Origin of the sequence: Arsenicicoccus sp. UBA2120 (genome assembly GCF_002330965.1) — a bacterium.
Taxonomy (GTDB): Bacteria; Actinomycetota; Actinomycetes; order Actinomycetales; family Dermatophilaceae; genus Arsenicicoccus; species Arsenicicoccus bolidensis.
The window spans coordinates 37,450-60,938 of sequence record NZ_DCYC01000083.1; the positions used below are offsets into that span (position 1 = coordinate 37,450).

The window sequence follows — 23,489 nt, forward strand, 5'->3', positions numbered from 1 at the left end:
CGTGAGGCGGTCACAGCGAGTGCAGAGGCCTCTGGGCAGCGGGAATCGCGCGCACGTCGACGATCTCCTTGCCGTAGGGGAACAGCGTCACCGGGATGAGCTTGAGGTTGGCGACGGCCAACGGGATCCCGATGATCGTGACCGCCTGCGCGGCAGCGGTGGTGAGGTGGCCGAGCGCCAGCCACCACCCGGCGATCAGGAACCACACGAGGTTGGCCACCCCGGACACCGGCCCCGCCCCGGGGGTCGTGACGACCGCCCGGCCGAACGGCCACAGCGCATAGCTCGCCATCCGGAACGACGCCACCCCGATGGGGATGGTCACGATGAACACGCACGCGATGATGCCCGCGATGACATAGGTCAACCACAGCCAGAAGCCGCAGAACACGACCCAGATGACATTGAGGAGCAGGCGCACGGTGACCTCCGAGGTGACGGGTGGGGTGCTGTCACCAGGGTCGACGTGCGGCACGCTGACGGTGTTCCCGCCAGGTCCGGATCTCAGGGGCGCCTCAGGGATGTCCCGCAACCCCGTCAGCCTCTGAGCGTCAGTTCCGGACCAGCAGGGACGCCGCCGGGTAGGTCGTCGAGCCTGCGCCCCTTCGACTCACCGTCACGCAGTCGAAACCGTCGGACAGCGATCCGTCAGCATCCTTCACATCCGAGCCCATGGGTTCACCTGGCCACCAGGCCACGACCCACCCGTCGACCACGGTCGCCGTCACGTCGCCCCGTGCCGCGGTGTGCACGACGACCCTGGTCACATCCGGCAGCACGCGCCCGGCCACCTCGCGAACGATCGGGTCACCATCGTCGCGGGCAGACGCGCCGGCACGCGTGAGGACGATCCCGGTGGACGAGGGCGGGGCGGGCAGAGCCATAGGTCCGGCGAGCCCCCCGGAGGCCTCGCGGTGCCACCGCTGGTCGTGCAGACAGGTGACCGGGCCCTTGGACGTGGTGAGCAGGGCGAGCACCCAGTCCCCACGGCGCTCGGTGAGCACGACGGTCGAGGGGATGCGGTCGCTGCCGTTCTGGCTGACCCAGAAGTGGCACTGCTGCGCGGACTCGCTGTCCCGGACGGCGTTGGTGGCGTCAGGGGTGGGGCTCCAGCCCGCGGTTGCGGAGTCGGAGCCACGCAACGCGGGGGCCACGAAGGTCAGGCTGGCTGCCGCGGCAGCTCCGACAGCGAGGAGGACGGCACGCCGACGCCTGGTTCGCCTCGTCGGCCCCATCTGGGTGCGCCGAGGAGCGGCGAGAATGCCGGCCAGCACATGATGGCTGCCTCGCGAGGCGGCCACGTCCCTGGCTGGGTCGAGGGGGCGCAGGGCATCGTCGAGCTGCAGGTCGTTCATCGTGAGGCTCCTTCGCATGGCGTGGTCGTCGTCCGTGAGGGGCCGGGACTCGTGACCCGCGCGGGGCTTGCGGTCAGGTGGAGGTGAGCGCGAAGCGCCTTGCGGGCTCGGCTCAGGCGCAGTCGGTAGGCGAGCGCCGAGATGTCGAGGACAGCGCCCGCCTGCGTGGCATCCAGCCCGTCCCAGACCGTCAGAGCGAGGACCTCCTGCTGGGCTGGCGTCAGCCGCGCCCACGCGGCGGAGAGGTCGGCGCGGAGCACCGCCTCGTCCTCGGTGACCCCGGATGGCAGCGGGGCGGTCTTCGTCATACGGACCGCGAGAGCCCCCCGGCGTCCAGCCGACCGGGCCGCGTTGAGGAGCTGGTTGCGGGCTATCCCGTAGACCCAGGCGCGCCGGCCGTCGTGGCTGAGGGGCGCGTCGTCGAACCGTCGCCAGGCAGTGAGCAGGGCGTCGGCCGCCACGTCCTCGGCGCTGGCGGTATCGGTCCGGCGGGCGCAGAACCTCACGAGGTCGTCGTGCACGTCGTCGAACAGTGCGCTGAACGCCGTCGCGGCCGGCCCCGACAGATCGGAGGGGGGGTGGGTGCTCCATGCCCCCTCCTTGTCCGGCCGGATGCCAAGTGTTTCACCTCGTCCCGACCTGCGACGCGCGCCCGCCCCGACCTAGGCTGGGAGACCCCCGACCCAAGGAGTCCCCGTGAGCGACCCGGCGTTCGAGATCGACATCGACCAGGCGGAGCAGCCGATCGTGCTCGCCCTCGACGTGGGGTCCACCGCCAGCCGTGGAGCGTTGTACGACGCCGCGGGTCGCCCGGCGGGCAAGCGGGCCAAGCGGCCGCACGCCTTCACCACCGCTGCGGACGGCACCTCGACGATCGATCCCGACGAGGTGGTCGCCGAGCTGACCGCGATCATCGAGGAGCTGCTCGAGCAGGTGGGCGACACGACGGTCGGGGGCGTCGCGATCGACACCTTCGCGTCGTCGCTGGTCGGCGTGGCCGAGGACGGGTCGCCGCTGACCCCCTGCATCACGTATGCCGACGCCCGCTGCGCGGACGAGGTCGCCGTCCTGCGCGAGGAGCTGGACGAGGCGGACGTCCAGCAGCGCACGGGCACCCGCATCCACACGAGCTATCTCGCGCCGCGGCTGCGGTGGTTCGCCCGGGAGCAGCCCGACCTGGCCGCGCAGGTGAGTCGCTGGATGTCGCTGGGGGAGTACGTCCTCCACCGGCTCATCGGGACCGCGGACCCGGGCACCTCGACGGCCGCCTGGACCGGCCTGCTCGACCGTCGGACGGGGGAGTGGGACGAGCAGCTGCTCGAGGTCGCCGGGGTGACGGCCGAGCAGCTGGGCAGGCCACGTGACCCCAGCGACACCCTCACGCCGGTCGTCGACGTGGGTGGCCGCTGGCCGGCCCTTGCGGAGGCTCGCTGGTTCGCGCCGATCACCGACGGGTTCGCCAGCAACCTCGGCAACGGTGCGACCGGGCCCGACACCGTGGTGGCGAGCCTCGCCACGAGCGGCGCGATGCGGGTTCTGATCGAGGGGGCGCCGGACACGCTCCCGACCGGGCTGTGGAACTACCGCGTCGACGACCGCCGCTCGCTCGTGGGCGGAGCTCTCAACGACGTCGGCCGGGCCGTGACCTGGGCCGAGGAGACGCTCCGGCTGCCCGAGGAGCGCGACGGGCTCGACGTCATCCTGAGGGCGGAGCCGGATGCGGGGACCCCCTTGATGCTGCCCTTCCTCACCGGCGAGAGGTCGACCGGCTGGGCCGGCGGCGCTCGGGCGGCCGTGACGGGTCTGACCGTCTCGCACCAGGCACCCGAGATCTTCCGCGCGCTGATGGAGGGCGTGGTGCTGAGCTATGCCCGCCTGGCGGTCCAGCTCGAGGAGGCGGCCGGCGCCCCCGAGCGCATCCTCGCGAGCGGCCGCTTCGGGCAGGACCTGCCAGGCCTGTTCGCCCTGCTCGCCCACGCCGTCGGCAAGCCCGTCACCCCCGTGACCATCAAGCGCGTCACCCTCCACGGCACGGCCCTGCACGCCCTCGAGGTGCTGGCTCCCGACGTCGAGCGAGCCGCCCCGACGACGGGCGACACCGAGCAGCCCGAGGCGGACGCCACCCAGCACTTCGCGGACCGGCTCGCCCGGTTCGAGGAGCTCTACGCCACGATCGTCGCCCCCACTCCCCGCCACTGACCTCACGAGGGCAGGCGGCGGGCGGCCGGCATACGGTCCCCGTGGCCCTCTTGAGCGCGCGGGGGGCACGATGCGGACGCGGCGCACGGCCCGGGTCGTGGGCGGCTAGGGTCGCGGGGTGTCCTCTCGTGCTGACCTGCGCTGGCTGCTGCCTGGCTTCGTCGCGGTGGCGCTGGTGTGCCGGCTGCCGATCACCAGCCTGCCACCCGCGCTGGCGACCATCAGCCGGGACCTCCAGCTCACGCCGACGCTCGCGGGGCTGACGACCACGCTGCCGCTGATCTGCTTCGGGCTGTTCGCGTTCGTCACGCCGTTCCTGGTGGCGCGGTGGGGGACCGAGCGCACCCTCCTCGCGGCCACCGCGCTGACCGTGGTGGGCGTGGTGGTGCGCAGCCTGCCGACCACGCCCACCTTCTACCTCGGCTCCGTCGCCCTCGGCCTCGGGATCGCCGTCATGAACGTCGTCCTCCCCGCCGTCGTCCGCAGCCGCTTCCCGGACCAGGTGCCGCAGCGGATGAGCCTCTACACCGTGTGCATGATCAGCGGCGCCTCCGCGGCCGCCGCAGCCACGGCGCCGCTGCTCCAGCACGGCCTGTCCTGGTCGTGGACCCTCGCGATCTGGGTGCTGCCCCTCACTGCGGCGCTGGTCCTGTGGGCCGCCGCCACCCGGGAGGTCGTGCGCCACCCGACCGGCGGTCACGCCTCGACCCCGCAGGCGCCGACGGGTATGGCGCACGTCGTGCGTCACCCGCGCACCTGGTGGACGGCTGCGTTCATGGGTCTGCAGTCGCTCTGCTTCTACATGCCGCTCACCTGGCTGCCCGCGATCCTGCGCAGCCACGGGGTGGCCCCCGCGACGGCGGGCGTCATGCTCGGGGTCTACATGGGCCTCGGGATCCCCGGCAGCTTCCTCGGACCGCGTATGGCGACGCACCGTCATGCCCCTCGCGTCCTCGCGGCGTTCTTCGCGGCGTACGCGCTGGGGGTCGTGGCGCTGCTGGGCAGCGCGACCACCGCGCTGCTCGGCGTGGTGGTCATGGGGTTCGGGCAGGGCGCGGGGATCGCCATCGCCCTGACCTTCATCGCCCAGCAGCGCGACCCGCACGACGTGCCCGCCGTCTCGGCCTTCGCGCAGGGCACGGGCTTCCTGCTGGCCGCGGTCGGCCCGGTGACGGCCGGCGCGGTCTACCAGGCCAGCGGGAGCTGGACCGTGCCCGTGCTGCTCATCCTCGCCGTCGCGCTGGCCCAGGCCGTGAGCGGCCTCGTCCTGTCACGGCCCGCCGCGGGCGCCGTATCGTCGTCGGGCGCGCCCACCCGCTAGCACTCAGGCCGGGCCCGGGGCCAGGTGCTCGCCGAAGAACGCCTGGATCCGCCCCCACGCGTCCTCCCGCGTCTGTGGCGAGGCCCCGAACCCCGCCACGCGCAGCAGGGGAGAGAGGACCGCCGGGCCGGGCGGCGCGTCGTTGAGGAAGGCGTGCCCCGCGTCCGGGTAGGAGACCACGTCGTGCGCCACGCCCGCCGACGCGAGCCTGGACCGGAGCGTGGCCGCAGCGCCCCGCAACGACGGGTCCTTCTCGCCATACGACCCGACGACCGGACAACTGCGCGAGAGGTCCTCGGGCACCTGGCCGTAGTTGGCGCTCGCGACGTCGTAGCGGTCGCGGTCGCAGGCCAGCAGGGCGAAGCCCCCGCCCATGCAGAAGCCGATCACCCCCGCACGCCCGGTGCACCAGGGCTGCGCGACCGCCCAGAGCCTGGCCGTCTCGAGGTCGACGAACGCCCGGCCCGTCCCGGACTGCATGGCCCGCATCGTCGCGACGAGGCACCGTTTGGCGCCGCCGTCGGCATACAGGTCGGGCACCACGACGACATAGCCCCAGCCGGCGATCCGGTCGGCGTGGCTGCGCATGTCGTCGTTGACGCCGAAGGCCTCCATCGCCATCACGACGGCCGGCCACGGACCCGACCCCTCCGGTCGAGCGACGTAGGCACGGAGCCGCTGCGAGCCCCCTCGCGCCCGGGATGCCTCGGCCAGGTCGATACCGCCAGTCACGAGCGTCATGGCTGCCAGGCTAGCTCTCGTCCGTGGCTGGCCTATCCTGGGTGACGCGATGAAGACCTATGACGTACGCACCCACGGGTGCCAGATGAACGTTCACGACTCCGAGCGACTGGCCGGCCTCCTCGAGACGGCGGGCTATGTCGACCTCGCGAGCCTCCCGACCGACGAGCGGCCCCCGACGGCCGACGTGGTGGTCTTCAACACCTGCGCCGTGCGCGAGAACGCCGACAACAAGCTCTACGGCAACCTCGGCCAGCTGCGTCCGGCCAAGCTCGCCAACCCCGACCTGCAGATCGCCGTCGGCGGCTGCATGGCTCAGAAGGACCGCGACACCATCGTCAAGCGGGCCCCCTGGGTCGACGTCGTCTTCGGCACCCACAACATCGGGTCCCTGCCGGCCCTGCTCGACCGCGCGCGCCACAACAAGGAGGCGCAGGTCGAGATCCTCGAGTCGCTCGAGACCTTCCCCTCGACGCTGCCGACGCGCCGCGACTCCGCCTACGCCGGCTGGGTGTCGATCTCGGTGGGCTGCAACAACACCTGCACCTTCTGCATCGTGCCGGCGCTGCGCGGCAAGGAGCAGGACCGGCGTCCCGGCGACATCCTCGCCGAGTGCCGCGCCCTGGTGGAGCAGGGCGTCGTCGAGATCACCCTGCTCGGCCAGAACGTCAACTCCTACGGCGTCGAGTTCGGTGACCGCGGGGCCTTCGCCAAGCTGCTGCGTGCGACCGGCGAGATCGAGGGCCTGGAGCGCGTCCGCTTCACGAGCCCCCACCCGGCCGCGTTCACCGACGACGTGATCGACGCGATGGCCGAGACGCCCAACGTCATGCCGAGCCTGCACATGCCGCTCCAGGCCGGCTCCGACCGCGTGCTCAAGGAGATGCGCCGGTCCTACCGCTCCGAGAAGTTCCTCGGCATCCTCGACCGCGTCCGCGACCGGATCCCGCACGCCGCCATCACGACCGACCTCATCGTCGGCTTCCCCGGCGAGACCGAGGCGGACTTCGCGGAGACGCTGCGGGTGGTCGAGGCGTCCCGCTTCTCGAGCGCGTTCACCTTCCAGTACTCCATCCGCCCCGGCACGCCCGCCGCCACCATGGACGACCAGGTGCCCAAGGCCGTGGTGCAGGAGCGCTTCGACCGGCTCATCGCCCTGCAGGACCGGATCTCCTGGGAGGAGAACCGCAGGCAGGAGGGGCGCACGGTCGAGGTGCTGGTCGCGCCGTTCGAGGGGCGCAAGGACGCCGAGACCGCGCGGATGTCCGGCCGCGCGCGCGACAACCGCCTCGTGCACTTCGCGGTGCCCGAGGGGGCCGAGCGCGCCCGGCCGGGCGACGTGGTCGAGGTCGACGTGACGTATGGCGCCCCCCACCACCTCGTCGCGGACGGGGCGCTCGCGGGAGGGACCTATCGCGCGCGTCGCACGGCGGGCGGGGACGCCTGGACCGCGCTGCAGGACGCGCCGGTGCCGGGCAAGCCCGCGGTCTCGCTGGGGATGCCGTCGATCGGCAGGCCCGCCGCGAGCGCGGTCACGGTGCGCAGCGGCCCCGCCTGCGGCGCCTGACCTGACCTCAGTCGGGCATCCCGCTGCCGGTCACCGCTCCGGTGCCGGTGTCGGTCGACCCCTCGGTCGCGGCCTGCTGCATCTGGCCGTGGTCGGCGTCGGGGGAGTCGTGGGCGATGTCGGCCTGGCCGGGGGCTGCCTCCGCGGCGGCCTCCTGCGCGGCCTTGGCACCCTCGGGCAGCTGCTCGTCACGCATCTCGGTCATGGTGTGGCTCCTTCGAGTCGATCGGTGCCCTCCACCCTAGGCACCGCGAGGCCGCTGCGGGGCCTTCGCCCGGACCAGAGCACGCCCGCGATCACGAGGACACCGCCGAGCAGCTCGATCGCGGTGGGGCGCTCGCCGAGCACCAGCCAGGCGGTGAGGATCCCGACGACGGGGACGAGCAGCGAGTATGGCGCCACCACCCCCGCCGGGTGCCGCGCCATGAGCCACACCCAGATGCCGGAGCCGACGACGGTGCCGAGCAGCACGGTGTAGGCGAGGCCGACCCACGCCGGCGCCGCCGCGGCCGACACCGACGTGCCGAGGGACGACGCGATGCGCGCGGGCCCTTCCACCAGCAACGACAGCACCAGCATGGGCAGCGGCGGCACCACGGACATCCATAGGGTCAGGTGCAGGGGCTTGGGCGCGCGCGCCAGGCGGCTGCACAGGTTGCCGAAGGCCCACCCCAGCCCGCCGAGCACCACCAGCACGAAGGGCAGCACGCTCGTCGCCGTCGCCCGTGACACGCCGACCAGCACGAGCCCACCCACCGCCACGGCGACCCCGACGCGTTGCGTCAGCCCCACCCGCTCGCCGAGCAGCAGCGCACCCAGCACCACGGTGAACGGCGCCGACGCCTGGAGCACGAGCGACGCCAGGCCGGCCGGGAAGCCCATGGCCATGCCGAGGTAGAGCCCGATGAACTGCACCGTCCCGAACCCCAGCCCGTAGCCGACCAGCCACGTCAGCGGCACGTCGGGACGAGGCACGAGCAGGATCGTGGGCACCGCGATGATCGCGAAGCGCAGGGCGACGAGGAACAACGGCGGGAACTGCTCCAGCGAGGTGTGGATCGCCAGGAAGTTGACGCCCCAGAGCACGGCCACGAGGGCCGCGAGGGCGCGGTGGGTCATCGGCATGCACCCATCGTCCGGCTCCGCGACCGTTCAGGGCAAGCGACGATCCATGACGCAAAGCATTAGGTTGGCTTCATGGATCTGCGTCACCTCGAGCTCCTCCGTGACCTGGCCGACCGCGGGACCCTGGCCGCCGTCGCCGCGGCCACCCACCGCACGCCCTCCGCGGTCTCCCAGCAGCTGCGCACCGCGGAGCGGGAGATCGGGGTGCGCCTCGTCGAGCCCGACGGCCGGCGCCTCCGGCTGACGCCCGAGGGCCGCCTGCTCGCGGCCGGCGCGGACGAGGTCGGCGAGGTGCTCGCCCGGGTCCATGGACGGCTCGACGAGCTCGTCGGCACCCCCGCCGGCACGGTCAGCATCGGCACGCTGCCCAGCGCCGGAGAGGCGCTGCTGCCCGGTCTCCTCCAGCGCCTCAGCAGCACGCAGATCCACTTGGAGATCGACGACTTCGACGTCCCCGAGGCGGAGTTCGCGGTGCGGGCCCGCGACGTGGACGTGGTGGTGGCGCACAGCCTCACGCCGGGAGCGGCGAGCGTCAAGGACGGTCTCGTGCGCCGCGTCATCGCCCGCGAGCCCATCGACGTGGCGCTGCCCGCGAGCCACCCGCTGGCGGGGCGCACGGCCCTGCGCCCCGCGGACCTCGCCGGCACGACCTGGGTCGGCGTGCCGGTCGGCTACCCCTTCGACACGGTCATGGGGAGCATCGAGCGTGACCTCGGGGCGCCCCTGGAGCGCCGCTACCGCCTGCGCGACAACCGGCTGGTCGAGTCGCTGGTGGCGTCCGGCGAGGGTCTGGGTCTCCTCCCTCGCTTCACCACGCGCTCACGCCAGGGGGTCGTCATACGGCCTCTGCAGGGTGTCCGGGCGCACCGCTCGATCTTTGCGCTGTCCCGCCGCGAGAGGCACGAGCGCCTGGCCGTGCGCACCGTCGTGGACCTGCTGGTCGAGGTCGGCCGCGATCTCGTGCGGGCACGGGGAGAGGCCGCCACCCTCGAGGGGTGACGGCCTCTCGCGTCGTGAGGCGACGGCCGGAGCCGTCAGCGGGACGACGTCACTGGCTGTTGTCGCCGACGCGCTCGTCGCCCTGCTGCTGCACAGAGTCGATCTTGTCGGAGTGCTGCCCACCAGTGCGCTCGTCGAGCTGGTCGCCAGCTCGCTCGATGCCCTGGTCGGAGAACTGCTCGACCTTCTCGGGGTTCTGCTCCGCAGCCTCGGTGGCCTTGTCCTTCATGTTGTCGGACATGCTCATCGCCGTCTCCTTCCAATCGGGGCCAGGTCAGGAGCACCTCGGGCCGTCGCCGGCACGGTGCGCTCCGCCGACCACCCTGCCCCACGCGACCGGTCCTTGTCACTCGCTCTGGGACAATGGCACGTATGCCGGACCCCGCCCTGCCACCCGTCGTCGCCGTCGTCGGGGCCACCGCCACCGGCAAGTCCGACCTCGGGGTAGCCCTGGCCGCACGGCTCGGCGGCGAGGTCGTCAACGCCGACGCGATGCAGCTCTATCGCGGGATGGACGTCGGCACCGCCAAGCTGAGCGTGGCTGAGCGACAAGGGATCCCGCACCACCAGCTGGACGTCCTCGACGTGCGGGACGAGGCGAGCGTCGCGGCCTACCAGCGCGAGGCGCGCGCCGACATCGACGAGGTCCGGCGACGTGGGCTCGTCCCTGTCCTGGTCGGGGGGTCGGGGCTCTACGTGCGGGCCGCGCTGGACCTGCTCGACATCCCGCCCACCGATCCCGACGTCCGCCGTCGGCTCGAGGCGGAGGTCGGCGACGACGCGGCGGGCCTGCCGGCGCTCGTCGAGCGGCTCCGACGGCTGGACCCCGTCGCCGCCGACCAGATCCTGCCCACCAACGCCCGGCGCGTCGTGCGCGCGCTGGAGGTCATCGAGCTGACGGGGCAACCCTTCAGCGCGACCATGCCGGAGCGCACCCATCGCCTGCCCACGGTCGTCGTCGGGCTGCGTGTGGACCGGCCGGTGCTCGACGAGCGCCTCGGCCTGCGCATCGACCGCATGTGGGAGCAGGGGCTGCTGGACGAGGTGCGGGCGCTGGACGCCGCCGGGCTCCGCGACGGGCGCACCGCGAGCAAGGCGCTCGGCTACGCCCAGGCCCTGGCCCAGCTGGACGGCGACCTGTCCGAGGACGACGCCAAGGAGCTGACGGCCACCCTCACTCGCAAGCTCGCCCGACGCCAGGAGGCGTGGTTCCGCCCCGACCCCCGGATCACCTGGCACGACGCCACCGCGGTGGCCACGGGGGAGCGTCCCATCGGCGACCTGCACGACGAGGTGCACGCGCGTGTGCTGACGTCGCTGACGTCGCTGCCCGGCCTGTCAGCCCCGGCCCAGCGCGCAGGAGACAATGAGGCATGACCTCCGACCCGTCCGCGCCCGTGGGCAGCCCCCGGCGGCTGGACTTCACCAAGGGCCACGGCACCGAGAACGACTTCGTCCTCGTCCCTGACGCGCAGGGCTCGATCCCGCTGTCCCCCAGCGAGGTCGTCTGGCTCGCCGACCGCCGCGCGGGCATCGGCGGCGACGGCGTCATCCGGGTCGTCCCCACGGCGCTCGCGGGCGAGCCCACCGTCATGGACCAGGCGTCGGACGCGCGCTGGTTCATGGACTACCGCAACGCCGACGGGTCGGTCGCCGAGATGTGCGGCAACGGCACGCGGGTCTTCGCGGCCTACCTGCGCCGCGAGGGCCTCGAGCAGGACCCGGAGTTCGCGATCGCGACCCGCGCCGGGCTCAAGCGCGTCCGCGTGGGCGTCGGTGGTGGCGACGGCGGCGACGGCCGAGGTGCAGGCGATGGCGAGACGGGGGACACGTCATACGCGGTCAACCTCGGACCCTGGCGGCTGAGCTCGCCCGCCGAGGCTGCTGCGCAGGGCTCGGACGCGCTGGTCAAGGTCGACGACCACGAGGCCGTCCCCGCCCTGTCGCTCGACCTCGGCAACCCGCACACCGTCGTCATGCTGCCCGCCGGCCGCGAGCTCGACGAGCTCGACCTCACCCGAGCGCCGCTCGTGCAGCCGACGCCCCTCGAGGGCACCAACGTGGAGTTCGTGCAGGTGCTCGGGCCGGGGCACATCCGCATGCGCGTGCACGAGCGCGGGGTGGGGGAGACCCGATCCTGCGGCACGGGGGCCGCTGCCGCGGCGCTCGCGGTCCGCTGGTGGGCCGGCGGGGGCGACGCCGGAGCCGACGGGGCACCCCGGGACCAGGTCACCGACCTCTGGCGGGTCGACGTGCCCGGCGGCACGGTGCACGTCCGCGCCCTGCCCGGCGACCAGGTCGAGCTCTCCGGCCCGGCAGCCCTGGTCGCCGACGGCACCGTCGAGCTGCCTCCCCGGCGCTAGCCGGCTGCTGACCGGGCGATCGCTGGCCGATCTGTCCACGCCCTGGGACGACTCACGCACCACTTCCGGACGGATGTCCCACATGCTGGATCGCCCCTTCTGCCCGAGATGTCCCAGCGCCTAGTTTCCGCAGATGACTGCACCCAGCCCCCGCGGACCTCGTCCGTCGGCCACGCTCCGGGGCGTCCTCGCCCTCGCGCTGGCCCTGCCTGTCACCGCCGCCGCCTCCCTCACCACCGCCGGCGCCACGCCGGTCCCGCAGCGTCCCGCCCCCCGTGACCAGGGGCCTGTCGGTCACACCCTGCCCAAGACCGGCACCATGACCGGCTCCGGCGGGGCCGTCGCCAGCGTCGACCCGGTCGCCAGCCAGGTGGGCATCGACGTGCTCAAGCGCGGGGGCAACGCGGCCGACGCCGCCGTCGCGACGGCGGCCGCCCTCGGCGTCGTCGAGCCCTACGCCAACGGCATCGGCGGTGGCGGCTACTTCGTCTACTACGACGCCCGCACCAAGCGCGTGTCGACCATCGACGGGCGCGAGACCGCCCCGGCCGGCATGACCGAGACGTCCTTCCTCGAGGGCGGCAAGCCGATGGACTTCACCAAGGCCGTCAACTCGGGCCTGTCCGTGGGGGTCCCGGGCACCGTGGCGACCTGGCAGGCGGCCCTGCAGGACTACGGCACCCGGTCGTTCAGCCAGATGCTGGCCCCGGCCGAGGAGATCGCGCGTCGTGGCTTCGTCGTCGACGACGCGTTCGAGACCGCCACCGCCGACAACGCCAAGCGGTTCGCGCAGTTCCCGGCGACCGCCTCGCTCTTCCTCCCCGGCGGCAAGCCGGTCGAGGCGGGCACGGTCCTGCGCAACCCGGACCTCGCAGCGACCTACGCCGAGCTGCGCCGCCGCGGTCCGTCGGCTCTCTACCGCGGCGGGATCGCCCAGGACATCGCCAAGGTCGTCAACACGCCGGTCACCGTGCCCGGCGTGATGGTCCCCAGCGGCACCATGACCACGGCCGACCTCGGTCGCTACCAGGTCAAGCGACTGGCCCCCATCCACTCGACCTACGAGGGCCACGACTACTACGGCATGGCGGGGTCGTCCTCGGGCGGCATCGCCGTCGCCGAGACCCTCAACCTGCTCGAGGAGTATGCCGAGCGCACGGGCGTCGCGCTGCACGACGTCGACGACGTGCAGTACTACCACCGCTTCGCCGAGGCCACCGCCACGGCGTTCGCCGACCGCAACCGCTGGGTGGGCGACGTGCCCGGCGTGCCGCGCCAGCAGCTGGTGTCGCAGGGCTTCGCGCGGGAGCGGGCGTGCGGCTTCGACCCGGCCAAGGCGCAGCAGCGTCCCATCGCCTTCGGCAACCCCGACGGGGCCTACGGCGGCTGCGGCACTGCGCTCGGCAAGGCCGGCCAGGGCAACGACGGCCAGGCCACCACGCACCTCACGGTGGCCGACAAGTGGGGCAACGTCGCGTCATACACCCTGACCATCGAGCAGTTCGGCGGCAGCGGCATGGTGGTCCCCGGTCGCGGCTTCCTGCTCAACAACGAGCTGACCGACTTCAACTTCAGGCCGATGACGGAGGGCGTCCCTGACCCCAACCTGCCCGCGCCGGGCAAGCGTCCGCGCTCGTCGATGAGCCCGTCGATCGTGCTCAAGGGCGGCCGGCCGTTCATGGCGGCCGGTGCCGCCGGCGGCGCGACGATCATCACGACCACCGCGCAGACGATCGTCGAGGTCATCGACCGGGACAAGACGGCGATGGGTGCGCTCGGAGCGCGGCGGATCTCGTCGCGCAACACGGCGGCGACCGCCGAGCCGCAGCTCATCAACAGCGCGACCGGAGCGGCGCTCAAGGCACTCGGGCAGCCGATGACCCCGGCCGAGACCATCGGGCGCGGCACCGCGATCCGCGTCCTCGGGCGCAACCTGTTCGACGCCGGGGCCGAGCCGACCCGCGGTGGCGGTGGGTCCGCGATGGTGGTTCACCAGGGAAAGCTCGACAAGCACAGCAAGCACAGCAAGCCCAGCAAGCCCAGCAAGCCCAGCAAGCCCCGCCACCGCTGACCCCCCCCCGCCCCTCCGCCGAGTGGTCACGTCCCGACGTTCGGGACGTGACCACTCGGCGGACTCGGCGTCGGGAGGTGACCCCTCAGCGGACTGGTGGCTCGACTCGCTCGATGCGCAGCCGCGCGGGCACCCGGTCGCGGTCGAAGGTGATGGAGTCGTAACCGTGCGGCCTCGGGTTGCCCTCGTCGTCCAGGGCCACCATGACGATCTCGTCGATCGTGATGATGCTCTTGCCGGTGAACACGTTGCGCACCTCGCAGCGCAGCGTCAGGGAGGAGCGGCCCCAGCGGGTCGGCAGCAGGCCCATCTCGATGATGTCGCCCTGTCGCGCGCTGGAGACGAAGTTGATCTCCGACATGTACTTCGTGACCGTGCGCTCGTTGCCGAGCTGGATGATCGCGTAGATCGCGGCCTCCTCGTCGATCCACCGCAGCAGGCTCCCGCCGAAGAGCGTGTGGTTGGCGTTGAGGTCCTCGGGCTTGACCCACTTGCGCGAGTGGAAGCGCATGTCCTCGAGCTGTCCCTGGCCGTCGTGGGCGTTGTCGTCGATCGTCACGGGGACCCAGTCTAGGCCGGTCTAGCCCGCGACCCTCCGGACGTGCAGGACCCGGAATCCCCTGGCACTCGTGAACCGCTCGACCTGCAGCCCTGGACCCAGCTCGCGCTCGATCCAGGCCTGCAGCGAGTCCGAGCCGAGGTTCTTCTGCACGACGAGATAGGCGTGCCCGTCCGGCGCGAGCCGCGGCAGCCACGTGCGCATGAGGTCGTGGAGCACGGCCTTGCCGACCCGGATCGGGGGGTTGGACCAGATCAGGTCGTATGCCGTGCCCGCCGGCACCTCCTCCGCCGTCATCGCGCGGATCCCGGTGCAGCCCAACGACTCCGCGTTGCGGCGGGTGAGGTCCAGGGAGCGCTCGTTGACGTCGACCGCGTGGATCGTGGCGTCGGGGGAGCGCAGCGCCAGCGCCAGGGCGATCGGCCCCCAGCCGCAGCCGAGGTCGAGGAAGGTGCCGGCGGCCGGCGGCGGTGGTGCCTCCGCGAGCAGCACGGCGGTGCCCTTGTCGAGGCCGTCGGGGGAGAAGGTGCCGGGGGCGGTCTCGACGTCCACGGTGCGGTCGGCCAGGCGGAGGCGGATCGACCGGCGCTCGGCCTCGGTCGCCGGCTCGCTCGACGTGAAGTAGTGCTCCTGCTGCTCGTTCATCACGTCAGACCCTAGCCCGCGGCATACGGCGTGGTTTGCCGGACCGTCACCCGGGCGCACCCCGCCCGTTCACCCGAGAGGCGCAGAGTCGCCGTCATGGCCAACGTCTCTCGCCGTTCCCTGCTCACCGGCGCCCTCGGCGGCGCCGGCCTCGTCGCCCTCGGTCAGTCGACCTCCGTGGCGGCCGGCGGCAGCCCCGCACTCGTCCGTGGGCGCAGCACGCTGCCGAGCGGGGTGCAGGCGGGCGACGTCACTTCCCGCTCCGCCGTGGTGTGGTCGCGGTCCGACCGTCCCGGCCGCATGGTCGTGCGCCTGACCTCGGGCGGTCGTCGAGGCTCCTGGCGCGAGCTGGCCGGACCCTGGGCGACGCCGCGCAGCGACCTCACGGCCAAGCTCGAGCTCAAGGGCCTCGCGCCCGGCCGCGACTACGAGTACCGCGTGCAGTTCGAGGACCTCGACGGGCACCGGGGCGAGGTGGCGTCGGGCACCTCAGCACCGCCGCCGTCCACGACGCACCGACGAGCTTCGTGTGGACCGGCGACACGGCGGGCCAGGGCTGGGGCATCAACCCCGACCTCGGCGGGATGGTCGCCTACCGCGCCATGCACGAGCTGCGCCCGGACTTCCTCATCCACTCCGGCGACAACATCTATGCCGACGGCCCGATCCAGGAGCGGGTGGTCGAGCCGGACGGCCAGGTATGGCGCAACGTGGTCACCCCGCAGGTGGCCAAGGTCGCGGAGTCGCTGGACGAGTTCCGGGGGCGCTACCGCTACAACCTCATGGACAAGAACCTGCGCGGCATGTACGCCGACGTCCCGGTCATCAGCCAGTGGGACGACCACGAGACCACCAACAACTGGTATCCCGGCGAGGTGCTCGACGACCCGCGCTACGCCCGTGAGCGGCGTGTGGACGTGCTGGCGACCCGCGCCCGCCAGGCCTTCTTCGAGTTCATGCCGATCGCCGACCGGCACGGCCGCGGGGTGCGCGACCTGGGACAGGCTCCCCGCGTCTACCGCAAGGTCGAGCGCGGCGCCCACCTGGACGTGTTCAGCCTGGACATGCGGACCTACCGCGGCGCCAACACCCCCTCGCTGGAGAAGCAGCGGACGGCCTTCCTCGGCACCGAGCAGGTCGACTGGCTGCTGCGCGAGCTGCAGCGCTCCCGGGCGACGTGGAAGGTCATCGCCGCCGACATGCCGATCGGCATCATCGTGCCGGACGGCACCGTCATCGAGGCGATCGCCAACCGCGATCCGGGTGCACCTCTGGGCCGCGAGCTGGAGCTCGCCTACCTCCTCAGCGAGATCAAGCGCCGCAAGATCCGCGGGGTCGTGTGGTTCACGGCCGACGTGCACTACTGCGCGGCGCACTACTACGACCCGGCCAAGGCGGCCTTCACCGACTTCGACGGCTTCCACGAGTTCGTCGCCGGCCCGATCAGCGCGGGCGGGTTCGGCCCCAACCAGATGGACGCGACCTTCGGGCCGCAGGTGCTCTTCCAGGGGGTGCCGCGCCACGCCAACCAGTCACCGCGGGACCAGCGCGCGATGTTCTTCGGCTACACCGAGGTCGATCGCGCGGGCACGATGACGGTGAGCCTGCGCAACGGGCTCGGCCAGGTGCTCTACACCAAGGAGCTTGCGCCGCAGGGACACTGACGCCCTCACGACGCGCCGTCGAGGCCCCCTGGTCATGTGGGTCGCACCACCCTAGACTGCGAGCCACCTGAGGGCGGTGCTCACCGTCCGTAGCCGCACGTCAAGGAGGACGGATGCGAGCTCTCGTCGCCATCACCCAGCTGCCAGCCACGAGCCTTCCCACCACCCGACCGATCCAGGCCGCCGGGGACCACGTCCCCGTGTCCGGGGGGAGCATCACGATCGTCGCGGTGATCGCGGCGGTCTCGCTGCTGGCTCTCGTGGTGGGCACGGTGCTGCGCTCGCAGGTGCTGCGTGCCGACACGGGGACGCCGGGGATGCAGCGGGTGGCCGCCGCCATCCAGGAGGGCGCGAGCGCCTACCTCAACCGGCAGCTGCGCACCCTGGCGATCTTCGTCCTCGTGGTGTTCGCCCTGCTGTTCCTCCTGCCGGCCGACGACGGCTCCGTCCGGATCGGACGGAGCCTCTTCTTCGTGGTGGGCGCGTTGTTCTCGGCGTTCATCGGCTACCTCGGCATGACCCTCGCCGTCCAGGCCAACGTCCGCGTCGCCGCGGCGGCCCGCGACGGCCATCGGGCGCCCGGGTTCACCCTCGCGGTGCGCACCGGGGGAGCGGTCGGTATGGCGACCGTGGGTCTCGGCCTCCTCGGGGCGAGCGTGGTGGTGCTGATCTATCGCGCCGAGGCGCCCGCGGTGCTCGAGGGATTCGGTTTCGGGGCGGCGCTGCTCGCGATGTTCATGCGCGTCGGCGGCGGCATCTTCACCAAGGCCGCGGACGTCGGCGCCGACCTGGTCGGCAAGGTCGAGCAGGGCATCCCCGAGGACGACCCCCGCAACGCCGCGACGATCGCCGACAACGTGGGCGACAACGTCGGTGACTGCGCCGGCATGGCGGCCGACCTGTTCGAGTCCTACGCCGTGACCCTCGTCGCGGCCCTCATCCTCGGCAAGGCCGCCTTCGGCGAGCAGGGCCTCGTCTTCCCGCTGATCGTGCCGGCCATCGGCGTGCTGACGGCCGTCCTCGGCATCTACGTCACCCGCTCGCGCCCCGGCGAGAGCGGGCTCACCGCGATCAACCGCGGCTTCGCCATCGCGGCCGTCGTGTCCGCCGTGCTGTGCTCGATCGCCGCGTTCGTCTACCTCCCCGGCACGTTCGCCGAGCTGCGGGGCGCCGAGACTGCTGGCATCGACCGCGACCCGCGCCTGCTGGCCATCGGCGCCGTGCTGCTGGGCATCATCCTCGCCGCCGTGATCCTCAAGATCACCGGCCACTACACCGACACCGAGTCCGAGCCCACGCGCAACGTCGCCCGCACGTCCGTCACCGGCGCGGCGACCGTCATTCTGTCCGGCATCGGCGTCGGCCTGGAGTCCGCGGTCTACACCGCCACGGTCATCGCGGGTGCGGTCTACCTCGCCTACCTGCTCGGTGGCGGCTCGGTCATCGTGTCACTGTTCCTCATCGCCCTGGCCGGCTGCGGTCTGCTCACCACCGTCGGCGTCATCGTGGCGATGGACACCTTCGGTCCCGTCAGCGACAACGCCCAGGGCATCGCCGAGATGTCCGGCGACGTCGACGAGGCCGGCGCGCAGGTCCTCACCGACCTGGACGCGGTGGGCAACACCACCAAGGCGATCACCAAGGGCATCGCCATCGCGACGGCGGTGCTGGCCGCGACGGCGCTGTTCGGCTCCTACAACGACGCCGTCATCACGGCCCTCGCCGAGGCCGGGCGCGACACCTCCGAGGCGGTCAGCGGGTATGCCGTGACCTCGCCCAACGTGCTCGTCGGGCTGATCCTGGGCGCGGCGGTGGTCTTCCTCTTCTCCGGCCTCGCGATCGACGCCGTCACGCGCGCCGCCGGCGCCATCGTCCTCGAGGTGCGTCGCCAGTTCCGCGAGCACCCGGGGATCATGGACGGCACCGAGCTCCCGGAGTACGCCCGCGTCGTCGACATCTGCACCCGAGACTCGTTGCGAGAGCTGGCGACTCCCGGACTGCTCGCGGCCCTGGCCCCGATCATGGTCGGCTTCGGGCTGGGCTTCGGCGCCCTCGCGGGCTTCCTCGCCGGCGCGATCGGAGCTGGCGTGCTGATGGCGGTCTTCCTGGCCAACGCGGGCGGCTCGTGGGACAACGCCAAGAAGCTCGTCGAGGACGGCGCCCACGGCGGCAAGGGCTCCGACGCCCACGCCGCCACGGTCATCGGCGACACGGTCGGCGACCCGTTCAAGGACACCGCCGGCCCGGCCATCAACCCGCTGATCAAGGTGATGAACCTCGTCGCCGTGCTCATCGCCCCCGCCGTCGTGCAGATGTCGGTCGGCGCCGGAGCCTCACCGTGGCTCCGCGCGGGCATCGCCCTCCTCGCCCTGGCGATCATCGCCGCCGCGATCCTCGTGTCCCGACGCCGCGTCGACGACGCCCTGCCGGAGGTCGAGCACCTCGTCGGCCCCTCGCCGGACCTGCCCGCCCGAGGCGAGCACCCGCACCTGGACAAGGTCCGGGACCTCGACTGACCCCGCCCCCGCCCCCGCCCCAAGATCGTGAGGGTTTCGTCCAAGAATCTTGGACCAAACCCTCACGATCGTGGCGCGGGGGGCGCGTGGGCGGCGCTTCGTGAGCCGGGAGCTCAGTTTGGGTCGTCTGGTGAAACCGGGTACAGGTCACCGTTCGCGTGTCACACAGCCGCGGTCGCCAGCAGGGCGTCGGTCGAGCGCTCCTGGGCTGCCACGAGGCCGGCATACCGGCCCTCGAGGGCGAGGAGCTGGTCGTGGGTGCCGACCTCGACCACGCGGCCGTGGTCGAGCACGACGATCTGGTCGGCGTCGCGCACCGTCGAGAGGCGGTGGGCGATCGTGATCGTGGTGCGGCCGCGGCTCAGGTGGTCCAGTGCCTCCTGGACGGCGCGCTCGGTGCGGTTGTCGAGCGCGCTGGTGGCCTCGTCGAGGACCAGGACGCGCGGGTCGCGAAGGATGGTGCGGGCCAGCGCGATCCGCTGCTTCTCGCCGCCGGAGAAGCGGTAGCCGCGGGCGCCGACGACGGTGTCGTAGCCGTCGGGGAGGGAGGCGATCAGGTCGTGGACCTGCGCCGCGCCGGCGGCCGCGACGACCTCCTCGTCGGTGGCGCCGGGTCGGGCATACCGGAGGTTGTCGGCGATGGACGCGTGCAGCAGGTAAGGGTCCTGGCTGACCGTGCCGACGATCCCGGTCACGGTGTCGAGACGGAGCTGACGCAGGTCGACGCCGTCGATGGTCACGCGTCCCGCGTCGGGGTCGTGCAGGCGGCTGACCAGGGCCGCGAGCGTCGACTTGCCGGACCCCGTGGCGCCGACCAGGGCGACGGTGGAGCCGGCGGGGACGGTGAGGTCGACCTCGTGGAGGGCGTCCCGGTCGGCGCCGGGATAGCGCAGCGTCACTCCCTCGAAGCGCACCTCGCCGCGGACCTGCTCGGGGTCGAGGAGGACCGGATGCTCCGGGTCGGTGATGGTCGCGGGGAGGTCGAGGTACTCGAAGATGCGGCTGAACAGCGCCTTGCTCGTCGTGAGCTGGATGCCGACGTTGAGCACCCCCATGAGGGGGCGGAAGAGCCCGGCCTGCAGCCCGGTGAACGCCACGAGCGTGCCGATCGACATGCCTTGCCCGGTCGCGGGCAGCCCAGCGGCGAGATAGATGAGCGCCGGGATGGCGGCGAAGATGATCGACATCGTCCCCATGCGCCACCGGCCCGCCATCTGGGACTGCAGCTCGAGCTCGGTCAGCGTCTCGGAGGACCGCGAGAACCGCTGCGACAGAGCGGGACCCGCGCCCATCGTCTTGGCGAGCACGACCCCGTTGATGGACAGGGACTCCTCGATCTGGGTCTGCATGTCGGCGAGCGTGCGCTGGGCGCGGGTCTGGACGCTGCGGCGCAGGCGGGCGACCCGGCGGCTCAGCCAGATGGCGGGCGGCAGGACGACCAGGCTGATCAGTGACAGGCGCCAGGACAGGGCCGCCATGGCCACGGCGGTGCCGATCGCGGTCGTGACGTTGCTCGCGATCGAGGTGGCCGAGTCGGTGACCACGCCCTGCATGCCGTTGATGTCGTTGGTGAGCCGGCTCTGCAGCTCGCCGCCGCGCGTGCGGGTGAAGAACCCGAGGGGCTGGCGCTGCAGGTGCGCGAACAGGTCGGTGCGCAGCGTGTGCATGACGCGCTGGCCGGTGCGGGTCGCGAGCCAGGTCTGCACGACGCCGAAGAGCTGGGTCACGACGGTGACGGCGAGGATGCCGCCGACGAGCGTGAGCAGGAGCGGGACGTCCTGGTGGGGGATGGCGTCGTCGATGAGAGCCTTGGTCAGGAACGGTGGGGCGAGGCCGATGATCGCGGTGAGGACGATGAGCCCGAGCACGACGGCCATGGGCAGCGCGTGCGGGGCGAAGAGTCGCGCGACGCGCGAGAGGGGAACGGGGTGCTCGTCGAGCTGGGCGAGGTCGGCCTTGCTGACGCGCAGGCCGGCGCGGTTGCCGCGGCCCGGAGCCGGGCCGCCGAGGTCGGGGGAGACTGTCGTGATGATCACGTCCTTCGTGAGGTGATATGGTGAGGTTACCTCACTATGAGGTGGCATGGCAAGATGGTCGTATGACGAACCGCCCCGATGCCGACCTGCCCTCGCTGCTCATGCAGGCCGGTCGCGAGATGCGCCGCCTCAAGGTCGCCGCGCTCGAGCCGTACGGCATCACCCCGCACCAGTCGCGGGCCCTCGGGACCGTGTCGCGGCTCGAGGGGGAGTGCGAGGTGCGGCCCTCCGTCATCGCCGAGCGGCTGGGCATCGCGCCGCGCTCGGCCACCGAGGTCATCGACGCCCTCGAGGGTGCGGGTCTGCTGCGACGAGCCCCGAGCCCCACCGACCGCCGGGCCACCGTGGTCGAGCTCACCGAGCAGGGCCGGGCCGTGCGAGCGCGCATCGAGGCCGACCGGGCGAGCCAGGTCGGGTCCTACGTCGGGTCCCTGTCCGTCGCCGACCAGGAGCAGCTGCGCACCCTCCTCGTGCGCCTGCTCGGCGCCTCGCCCGACGACACGCCCTGAGCTGGGGGCTCAGTAAGGGTCGTCTGGTGGCCGTTCGCGGGCTCGTGGGCGGCACACACTGAGCTGGGAGCTCAGTTCGGGTCGTCGTCCCGTCGCCCGTTGCCCGGACCCCGGATCGCGTCGGGCGCGGCATACGGCAGGGCTGTCGGACGTTGCAGTTATTGGCTCGCCGCCCAGGTGTGGCCCGTGCGACCCTTGAGGGGATATGACTTCTACTCCACACTTCGACCTCTTCCAGTCCCGCGCCGAGGCGCTCGCTGACGAGGACGCACCGTTCGACCGGTCCCAGCTCGACGACGAGAGCGACCACGGCTACGACGGCGACCAGCTCGACCGCGAGGAGCGCACCGCCCTGCGGCGCGTCGGTGGCCTCTCCACCGAGCTCGAGGACGTCACCGAGGTCGAGTACCGCCAGCTGCGCCTGGAACGCGTCGTCCTCGCCGGCGTCTGGACCGAGGGCACCGCGACCGACGCCGAGAACTCGATCCGCGAGCTCGCGGCGCTCGCCGAGACCGCCGGGTCAACCGTCCTGGACGGCGTGATCCAGCGTCGTCAGCGCCCCGACGCCGGCACCTTCCTCGGCAGCGGCAAGGCGGCCGAGCTGCACGACATCGTGGTCGCCGAGGGCGCCGACACCGTCATCTGCGACGGCGAGCTCACGCCCAGCCAGCGGCGCGCGCTCGAGGACATCGTCAAGGTCAAGGTCATCGACCGGACCGCGCTGATCCTCGACATCTTCGCCCAGCACGCCAAGTCCCGTGAGGGCAAGGCGCAGGTCGAGCTGGCCCAGCTGCAGTACCTCCTGCCGCGCCTGCGCGGCTGGGGCGAGTCGATGTCCCGTCAGGCCGGCGGCCAGGCCGCCGGCGGTGTCGGCATCGGCTCCCGCGGCCCCGGTGAGACCAAGATCGAGCTCGACCGGCGCCGCATCAACACCAAGATCGCGCAGCTCAAGCGCGAGATCCGCCGGATGAAGACCGGCCGCGACGCCAAGCGCTCCAGCCGCAAGGCCAACGAGATCCCCAGCGTGGCGATCGCCGGCTACACCAACGCCGGCAAGTCCTCGCTGCTCAACCGCCTCACCGGCGCGGGTGTGCTCGTGCAGAACCAGCTCTTCGCGACGCTGGACCCGACGGTGCGCCGCGCCGAGACCCCGGACGGGCGGCCCTACACCTTGGCCGACACCGTGGGCTTCGTGCGGGCGCTGCCCCACCAGCTGGTCGAGGCCTTCCGCTCTACGCTCGAGGAGGTCGGCGAGTCGGACCTGCTCCTGCACGTCGTCGACGGCTCGCACCCCGACCCCGAGGGGCAGATCAGCGCGGTGCGCGCGGTCATGGCCGAGGTGGGCGGTGACCGCCTCAAGGAGGTCACCGTCATCAACAAGGCCGACCTCGCCGACCCCGAGGTGCTGATGCGCCTGCGGGCCAACGAGAAGCACTCGATCGTCGTGTCGGCCCGCACGGGCGAGGGCGTCGACGAGCTGCGCCGGCTCATCGCCGAGGAGCTCCCGCAGCCCGAGATCCCGGTCGACGTGCTGCTGCCCTACGACCGCGGCGACCTGGTCAGCCGCCTCCACGCCGACGGCGAGGTCGTCACCGAGGAGCACACGCCCGAGGGCACGCTCGTCCACGCGATGGTGCATCCCCGGCTGGCCGGGGAGCTCACGCCGTATGCCGTGCAGGCCGCCGCCTCGCGCTGAGCCCGGCGTCAGGCCCAGCACGACCGAGGCCCCGGTCACCGTCCTGCGGTGACCGGGGCCTCGTCATACCTCCGAACCCCGGCACCCCCGACGCCCCCGGCACCCCCGGCACCCCGGCACCCC

21 protein-coding genes and 1 pseudogene are annotated in these 23,489 nt (G+C 72.5%); 12 read left to right on the forward strand and 10 right to left on the reverse strand.

Features of this window, described 5'->3' with window-relative positions; all coding sequences use genetic code 11:
- Positions 1-10: 10 nt before the first annotated feature.
- From B2P18_RS14215 to B2P18_RS14225, 3 genes are all read right to left on the reverse strand, one after another.
- A complete protein-coding gene (locus B2P18_RS14215; RefSeq protein ID WP_376783708.1) occupies positions 11-475 on the reverse strand; it encodes a YccF domain-containing protein in 465 nt (154 codons plus the stop codon).
- A gap of 76 nt (positions 476-551) precedes the next feature.
- Entirely contained in the window at positions 552-1,355 is an 804-nt protein-coding gene (locus B2P18_RS14220) for a hypothetical protein (RefSeq protein ID WP_286961316.1), read from the reverse strand.
- Positions 1,352-1,969, reverse strand: a complete 618-nt coding sequence (locus B2P18_RS14225; protein WP_349677488.1) for an RNA polymerase sigma factor — start codon at positions 1,967-1,969, stop codon at positions 1,352-1,354. The genes B2P18_RS14220 and B2P18_RS14225 overlap by 4 nt, the downstream gene beginning before the upstream one ends.
- Before the next feature lie 82 nt (positions 1,970-2,051).
- Between B2P18_RS14225 and B2P18_RS14230 the strand changes: the two genes are divergently transcribed.
- Entirely contained in the window at positions 2,052-3,554 is a 1,503-nt protein-coding gene (locus B2P18_RS14230; RefSeq protein WP_286961318.1) for a gluconokinase, read from the forward strand.
- Between the two features lie 118 nt (positions 3,555-3,672).
- The gene (locus tag B2P18_RS14235) at positions 3,673-4,875 is read left to right on the forward strand and encodes an MFS transporter (protein ID WP_286961319.1); all 1,203 of its coding nucleotides are present in this window, start codon (positions 3,673-3,675) and stop codon (positions 4,873-4,875) included.
- A 3-nt stretch (positions 4,876-4,878) separates the two neighbouring features.
- On the opposite strand, the gene B2P18_RS14240 is transcribed toward B2P18_RS14235, so the two are convergent.
- A complete protein-coding gene (locus B2P18_RS14240; RefSeq protein ID WP_286960355.1) occupies positions 4,879-5,616 on the reverse strand; it encodes a dienelactone hydrolase family protein in 738 nt (245 codons plus the stop codon).
- Positions 5,617-5,665: 49 nt separating this feature from the next.
- Here B2P18_RS14240 and miaB point away from each other — a divergent pair, with 49 nt between their 5' ends.
- Positions 5,666-7,183, forward strand: a complete 1,518-nt coding sequence (miaB, locus tag B2P18_RS14245) for a tRNA (N6-isopentenyl adenosine(37)-C2)-methylthiotransferase MiaB (protein ID WP_286961320.1) — start codon at positions 5,666-5,668, stop codon at positions 7,181-7,183.
- A 7-nt stretch (positions 7,184-7,190) separates the two neighbouring features.
- Here the strand turns inward: miaB and B2P18_RS14250 are convergent, their stop codons facing one another.
- A complete protein-coding gene (locus tag B2P18_RS14250) occupies positions 7,191-7,388 on the reverse strand; it encodes a hypothetical protein (protein WP_019284573.1) in 198 nt (65 codons plus the stop codon).
- A complete protein-coding gene (locus tag B2P18_RS14255; RefSeq protein WP_286961321.1) occupies positions 7,385-8,308 on the reverse strand; it encodes an EamA family transporter in 924 nt (307 codons plus the stop codon). The genes B2P18_RS14250 and B2P18_RS14255 overlap by 4 nt, the downstream gene beginning before the upstream one ends.
- 72 nt (positions 8,309-8,380) lie before the next feature.
- Between B2P18_RS14255 and B2P18_RS14260 the strand changes: the two genes are divergently transcribed.
- Positions 8,381-9,307, forward strand: coding sequence for a LysR family transcriptional regulator (locus tag B2P18_RS14260; RefSeq protein WP_286961322.1), 927 nt, complete (start codon positions 8,381-8,383; stop codon positions 9,305-9,307).
- Between the two features lie 49 nt (positions 9,308-9,356).
- On the opposite strand, the gene B2P18_RS14265 is transcribed toward B2P18_RS14260, so the two are convergent.
- A complete protein-coding gene (locus B2P18_RS14265; protein WP_286961324.1) occupies positions 9,357-9,554 on the reverse strand; it encodes an antitoxin in 198 nt (65 codons plus the stop codon).
- Positions 9,555-9,679: 125 nt separating this feature from the next.
- Between B2P18_RS14265 and miaA the strand changes: the two genes are divergently transcribed.
- From miaA to ggt, 3 genes are all read left to right on the forward strand, one after another.
- Positions 9,680-10,684 (forward strand): tRNA (adenosine(37)-N6)-dimethylallyltransferase MiaA, encoded by a 1,005-nt coding sequence (gene miaA, locus B2P18_RS14270; protein WP_286961325.1) that lies wholly within the window; start codon positions 9,680-9,682, stop codon positions 10,682-10,684.
- Positions 10,681-11,670, forward strand: a complete 990-nt coding sequence (dapF, locus tag B2P18_RS14275) for a diaminopimelate epimerase (RefSeq protein ID WP_286961326.1) — start codon at positions 10,681-10,683, stop codon at positions 11,668-11,670. The genes miaA and dapF overlap by 4 nt, the downstream gene beginning before the upstream one ends.
- A 133-nt stretch (positions 11,671-11,803) precedes the next feature.
- Positions 11,804-13,741: a gamma-glutamyltransferase gene (gene ggt / locus B2P18_RS14280; protein WP_286961327.1), complete on the forward strand. Its 1,938-nt coding sequence runs from the start codon at positions 11,804-11,806 to the stop codon at positions 13,739-13,741.
- Between the two features lie 85 nt (positions 13,742-13,826).
- Here the strand turns inward: ggt and B2P18_RS14285 are convergent, their stop codons facing one another.
- Complete coding sequence (locus B2P18_RS14285) at positions 13,827-14,252, reverse strand: acyl-CoA thioesterase (protein ID WP_029212603.1); 426 nt, start codon at positions 14,250-14,252, stop codon at positions 13,827-13,829.
- A gap of 69 nt (positions 14,253-14,321) precedes the next feature.
- Positions 14,322-14,945 (reverse strand): class I SAM-dependent methyltransferase, encoded by a 624-nt coding sequence (locus B2P18_RS14290; RefSeq protein ID WP_286960365.1) that lies wholly within the window; start codon positions 14,943-14,945, stop codon positions 14,322-14,324.
- A 96-nt stretch (positions 14,946-15,041) separates the two neighbouring features.
- Here B2P18_RS14290 and B2P18_RS18780 point away from each other — a divergent pair.
- From B2P18_RS18780 to B2P18_RS14300, 3 genes and pseudogenes are all read left to right on the forward strand, one after another.
- A pseudogene (locus B2P18_RS18780) lies at positions 15,042-15,338 on the forward strand (alkaline phosphatase); the annotation flags it as partial.
- Between the two features lie 134 nt (positions 15,339-15,472).
- Positions 15,473-16,609 (forward strand): alkaline phosphatase D family protein, encoded by a 1,137-nt coding sequence (locus tag B2P18_RS14295; RefSeq protein ID WP_313535122.1) that lies wholly within the window; start codon positions 15,473-15,475, stop codon positions 16,607-16,609.
- Between the two features lie 113 nt (positions 16,610-16,722).
- Positions 16,723-19,125, forward strand: a complete 2,403-nt coding sequence (locus B2P18_RS14300) for a sodium-translocating pyrophosphatase (RefSeq protein ID WP_286961328.1) — start codon at positions 16,723-16,725, stop codon at positions 19,123-19,125.
- Between the two features lie 161 nt (positions 19,126-19,286).
- Here B2P18_RS14300 and B2P18_RS14305 read toward each other — a convergent pair whose 3' ends face one another.
- On the reverse strand, positions 19,287-21,158 hold the full coding sequence (locus B2P18_RS14305; protein ID WP_376783711.1) for an ABC transporter ATP-binding protein: 1,872 nt from the start codon (positions 21,156-21,158) through the stop codon (positions 19,287-19,289).
- A gap of 65 nt (positions 21,159-21,223) precedes the next feature.
- Here B2P18_RS14305 and B2P18_RS14310 point away from each other — a divergent pair, with 65 nt between their 5' ends.
- Together B2P18_RS14310 and hflX are read left to right on the forward strand one after the other, a co-directional pair.
- Complete coding sequence (locus B2P18_RS14310) at positions 21,224-21,670, forward strand: MarR family winged helix-turn-helix transcriptional regulator (RefSeq protein ID WP_029212707.1); 447 nt, start codon at positions 21,224-21,226, stop codon at positions 21,668-21,670.
- Positions 21,671-21,875: 205 nt separating this feature from the next.
- Positions 21,876-23,366: a GTPase HflX gene (hflX, locus tag B2P18_RS14315; protein ID WP_286961330.1), complete on the forward strand. Its 1,491-nt coding sequence runs from the start codon at positions 21,876-21,878 to the stop codon at positions 23,364-23,366.
- The last annotated feature ends 123 nt before the right edge of the window (positions 23,367-23,489 follow it).

Bases quoted from the DNA above. Each gene is read 5' to 3' on its own strand.
- miaB (WP_286961320.1), top strand. From the start codon at position 5,666: ATGAAGACCTATGACGTACGCACCCACGGGTGCCAGATGAACGTTCAC.
- hflX (WP_286961330.1), top strand. From the start codon at position 21,876: ATGACTTCTACTCCACACTTCGACCTCTTCCAGTCCCGCGCCGAGGCG.
- B2P18_RS14255 (WP_286961321.1), bottom strand. From the start codon at position 8,308: ATGCCGATGACCCACCGCGCCCTCGCGGCCCTCGTGGCCGTGCTCTGG.
- B2P18_RS14220 (WP_286961316.1), bottom strand. From the start codon at position 1,355: ATGAACGACCTGCAGCTCGACGATGCCCTGCGCCCCCTCGACCCAGCC.
- ggt (WP_286961327.1), top strand. From the start codon at position 11,804: ATGACTGCACCCAGCCCCCGCGGACCTCGTCCGTCGGCCACGCTCCGG.
- B2P18_RS14290 (WP_286960365.1), bottom strand. From the start codon at position 14,945: ATGAACGAGCAGCAGGAGCACTACTTCACGTCGAGCGAGCCGGCGACC.
- B2P18_RS14300 (WP_286961328.1), top strand. From the start codon at position 16,723: ATGCGAGCTCTCGTCGCCATCACCCAGCTGCCAGCCACGAGCCTTCCC.
- B2P18_RS14240 (WP_286960355.1), bottom strand. From the start codon at position 5,616: ATGACGCTCGTGACTGGCGGTATCGACCTGGCCGAGGCATCCCGGGCG.
- dapF (WP_286961326.1), top strand. From the start codon at position 10,681: ATGACCTCCGACCCGTCCGCGCCCGTGGGCAGCCCCCGGCGGCTGGAC.
- B2P18_RS14265 (WP_286961324.1), bottom strand. From the start codon at position 9,554: ATGAGCATGTCCGACAACATGAAGGACAAGGCCACCGAGGCTGCGGAG.
- B2P18_RS14285 (WP_029212603.1), bottom strand. From the start codon at position 14,252: ATGCGCTTCCACTCGCGCAAGTGGGTCAAGCCCGAGGACCTCAACGCC.
- B2P18_RS14250 (WP_019284573.1), bottom strand. From the start codon at position 7,388: ATGACCGAGATGCGTGACGAGCAGCTGCCCGAGGGTGCCAAGGCCGCG.
- B2P18_RS14260 (WP_286961322.1), top strand. From the start codon at position 8,381: ATGGATCTGCGTCACCTCGAGCTCCTCCGTGACCTGGCCGACCGCGGG.
- B2P18_RS14310 (WP_029212707.1), top strand. From the start codon at position 21,224: ATGACGAACCGCCCCGATGCCGACCTGCCCTCGCTGCTCATGCAGGCC.
- miaA (WP_286961325.1), top strand. From the start codon at position 9,680: ATGCCGGACCCCGCCCTGCCACCCGTCGTCGCCGTCGTCGGGGCCACC.